This window comes from Halorubrum sp. GN11_10-6_MGM (genome assembly GCF_005435165.1).
GTDB lineage: Archaea > Halobacteriota > Halobacteria > Halobacteriales > Haloferacaceae > Halorubrum.
In genome coordinates, this window is the sequence record NZ_SGUC01000070.1 from 1 (window position 1) to 3224 (window position 3224).

General features: G+C 67.9%; 3 protein-coding genes and 1 pseudogene. 3 read left to right on the forward strand and 1 reads right to left on the reverse strand.

The genetic code is table 11. The features are described 5' to 3' along the window. The first annotated feature begins 197 nt into the window (after positions 1 to 197). Together EXE46_RS16050 and EXE46_RS16060 are read left to right on the forward strand one after the other, a co-directional pair. Entirely contained in the window at positions 198 to 1715 is a 1518-nt protein-coding gene (locus tag EXE46_RS16050; protein WP_137689341.1) for a DUF790 family protein, read from the forward strand. Positions 1716 to 2016: 301 nt separating this feature from the next. Then, positions 2017 to 2496 carry a hypothetical protein gene (locus EXE46_RS16060; protein ID WP_137689343.1) on the forward strand — a complete coding sequence of 160 codons (480 nt, stop codon included), beginning with the start codon at positions 2017 to 2019 and terminating at the stop codon, positions 2494 to 2496. A gap of 118 nt (positions 2497 to 2614) precedes the next feature. Here the strand turns inward: EXE46_RS16060 and EXE46_RS16065 are convergent, their stop codons facing one another. Next, complete coding sequence (locus EXE46_RS16065) at positions 2615 to 3133, reverse strand: hypothetical protein (RefSeq protein ID WP_137689344.1); 519 nt, start codon at positions 3131 to 3133, stop codon at positions 2615 to 2617. On the opposite strand from EXE46_RS16065, the pseudogene EXE46_RS17545 reads away from it, so the two are divergent. Then, positions 3098 to 3224 (forward strand): annotated as a pseudogene (locus EXE46_RS17545) (SAM-dependent methyltransferase); the annotation flags it as partial. The gene EXE46_RS16065 and the pseudogene EXE46_RS17545 overlap by 36 nt on opposite strands.

Genomic DNA, 3224 nt, shown 5'->3' on the forward strand with positions numbered 1-3224 from the left:
GCCCCGCACCTCACGCCTCCCCAGCCTCGTCGCTGGCGGCCGTCGCTCCGCTCCGCCCGCCAGCGACTCCCTCGCGCGTGCTGTTTCGCGGTCGCCGAGGGCGACCGCTCATAGGCACGCGCCACAGCGGGTGAGCTATCGCCTGCCTCGCTGCTCGAATCCCACGCTTTTAGCTCCGGGGCCTCGAACCGCCGAGCGTGTTACGGAAGGACCTCCTGCGCGTCTCCCGGGCGGGCGGCGGCTATCGCCCGCAGTTCGCGGGACGGGAACACCGCCCGCTCGCGGCCCGCGTCCTCGGGACGTTCGAGTCGCACGTCGGCGAGCGCCGCGGCGACCTCGACGACGCGCTGGCGGACCTGGAGGCCGACGCCGCCGCCCGGAACGGCGACTTCAAGCTCGTCCGCGGGCTCGCGGCGCTCGTCGAGCGCGAGTGCGAGTTCGAGACGCGCGCCGCGGTCCCGCCGCGCCGCGTCCGGCGGGCAGCGTTCGAGGCGGCCGAGGCGGTCGGCGTCGCGAGCGAGGCGGAGCGGGAGGCCGCGGTCGACCGCGCGGCCGACGCGCTCGGGGTCGAATCGGCCGACGTGGAGGCGTCGCTGTACGCCGACCGCGACGTCAACGAGGTCCTCGTCGACGCCGACGTGCGCTGGGGCCCGGACTCCCTCTTGGAGCAGTACGACCTCTCGCTGGCCCAGACCGCGCTGTTCGACGCCACCGAGGTCCGAGTGCGGTCGAACGACCCGAAGCGGCTCGTTTCCGCCGTCAAGCGCCTGCGCCTGATGTACGAGGTCGAGACGACGCCCGACGGCCGCGAGCTCGTCGTCACCGGCCCGGACGCGCTGTTCTCGCGCACGCGGCGGTACGGGACCGCGTTCGCCAGACTGCTCCGGACGGTCGCGGAGTCCGCCGAGTGGTCGCTCTCGGCGACGATCGACGACCGCGGCCGCGAGCGCAAGATGCGACTCTCCGACGGCGACGTGACGGTCCCGGACGTCGAGCCCGTCGCGGAGCCCGACTTCGACAGCGGCGTCGAGGCCGACTTCGCCGGGCGGCTCCGCGGGCTCGACCTCGACTGGACGCTCGTCCGCGAGCCGGAGACACTCGAAACCGGCGCGAGCGTCATGATCCCGGACTTCGCGTTCGACTACGCCCACGCGGACTTCCGGCTCTTCTTCGAGGTGATGGGCTTCTGGACGCCCGAGTACGTGGAGAAGAAGCTCGGCCAACTGGCGGACGTGGAAGACGTGGACCTGCTCGTCGCCGTCGACGAGAGCCTCGGCGTCGGCGAGGAGATCGCCGCGCGCGACCACCGCGTCGTCACCTACTCCGGGACGGTCCGGGTGAAGGACGTCGTCGACGTGCTCCGCGAGTACGAGGCTGAGTTCGTCGCCGACGCGGCCGCCGAACTCCCCGATTCCCTCTCGCCCGACGCCGACGCGATCGGGCTGGACGCCCTCGCGGACGAGTACGGCGTGAGCGTCGAAGCGATAGAGGACAAGGCGTTCCCCGACCACGAGCGGATCGGGCGGACGCTCGTGCGGCCCGCGGTGTTGGAGGCCCTCGCCGCCGAAATCGAGCCCGGGATGGCGCTCTCGGCGGTCGAGGCGGTCCTCGACGACCGCGGGATCGACGACGCGAGCGCCGCACTCTCGCGGCTCGGCTACCGGGTCGAGTGGGAGGGGCTCGGCGGCGGGACAGTTCGGGAGAAATCGGAATAGCGTATTTAAATCGGTGCGGTGGCGTGTGCCTGCGAGGCCGCTCTGCGGCCGAGCAGCACGCGCGAGGGACGCGGCGACCGGAGCGAAGCGGAGGGAGCCGCAAGGCTGGGGAGGCGTGAGGCTGCGGTGCTGTGCGGTGCCGGGTGGGACTCAAAGGGGCAGCCGCGAGGCCGTCGTAGGCGACGTAAGCACCGTAGGGAGGGAGCGAAGCGAGCGACTGAGGAGCGCAACGAGCGTACGACGGCCTCGCGGCTGGGGCTTTGGAGGTGTTCTCCGTCGATCCACAGTCAGTCATTTATAAGTGAACGGCTGGGCTTTGGAGAATTTCACACCGGGCTCTGCTGATACTTTTGAAACTGACAGGAAACGCTCGCAGAATACAGAGGGTGGAGACGGCAAACCGGCTTCGGCTATTTCGGCTGAACTTTACAGAATCAGTTTGTCAAGACTTACAGACGGCTTCGCCGGAGCGGAGATCGATTCAAAAGTTGTACGGGATTTAATACATACTCGAACAGGACAGTTAAACATGGTTCGTGCCGCTCGTGGAGGGTTGATTGGCCAGATAGGGGGCGGAATTTCATTCGGTTTGCTTGGTGTCGCAAATGTGCTACACTCGAATCCAATCGCTGCCATCGTTTTCTTCCTGCTTTCTCTGTTTGTCGTGATGCCGGTCGCCTCGAAGACCGTCAACGAGTGGGCGTCTCAAAACAGAATTTCGTACGTGGGTATCATCGCAGTTGGTGGGTTCGTCGGCGTTTTAGATTGGATAGTTTGGTGAGGTCAACATAGTCACCGCGACGGCAGGGGTTATAACCGAGCGGCTGGATGTTTTGAGGCGTTCGCCACGGCGGTAGCGGTTTATAAGTAACAGAACGACTCATCACCGTCGCGTTCAGTCACTCCACGACCGGCAGGTCCGCCCGACTCCCCTTCGGCACCACGGAGCGCAGTTCGTCGTATAAGTACAGCCCCACCCCGATCGGCACCGACTCTCCCGCGACCTCGTGGGTCGCGATCAGGTACCCCCAGTCGCCGTCCCACTCGGGGAGGTCCTGGTCCTCGCCCGCGGCGAAGGTGGCCGCCCGCTCCGGCCCGAGTTCTATCACGTTCTTCGTCGCGTGCGCGCCGAACCGCGAGACCGCCCGCCCGGTCGGCTTCCAGTGCTCCTGTCGCGTCCGGAGGAACGTCATCCCGACGGCCTCCACCTCGCTCGGGTCCGTCGCCTCGCCGTTGAAGATCCAGACCTTGCCGGCCCCCTTCTCCCAGAAGGAGTATCCCTCGAACACCTCCCGGCCGATCCCGAACCGCTCGGCCCACCAGTCGAGGACCTCCGCGCGGCTCGCGCGCCCCTCGACCTCGCGGTCCGCGGGCGTCTCGGGGAGCCGGTCGAGTTCGAGTTGCCGCTTGAGACGGATCCGGGCGTCACCGAGTGGGAGGGCGAGACGTACGACGAGTCGGTGACTCGCGCGAAGCGGATCTACCCGCACCGCAACGACACGGGCGGGT